The organism is Clostridium sp. DFI.1.208 (assembly GCF_024463855.1).
Taxonomy (GTDB): Bacteria; Bacillota_I; Bacilli_A; order Erysipelotrichales; family Erysipelotrichaceae; genus Clostridium_AQ.
Genome location: NZ_JANGCA010000294.1, coordinates 1 through 277 on the forward strand (window position 1 = coordinate 1; position 277 = coordinate 277).

General features: G+C 31.8%; 1 protein-coding gene. It reads right to left on the reverse strand.

Going from position 1 to position 277, the window contains the following annotated elements:
• Positions 1–241 (reverse strand): HTH domain-containing protein (locus NE665_RS24420; protein ID WP_347285944.1); only part of this gene is annotated, 241 nt, incomplete at its 3' end.
• Positions 242–277 lie beyond the last annotated feature (36 nt).

Sequence of the window (277 nt, forward strand, 5' to 3'; positions counted from 1 at the left end):
GTCTTGATGCCTGAGCTTTTACACGTTTTGAAATATTATAGATCCTTGATTTTCCTAAAACATGCAGATCAAAACCCATTTCCACTAAAATCTTAGAAGGGAATGGATTTTCTTGGTAGCGTATGTAGAACTCTTCACGAAATTCTTCAGTATAAGTTATTGCTTTCTCGCTGACATGTTTTACATATGGATTACTTCTTAATTTTTCAGTCTGTTCTTTTGTAAAATGATTTATCCCCATAATTATCTCGACTCCTTTCTTTTAGTATATCAAAAA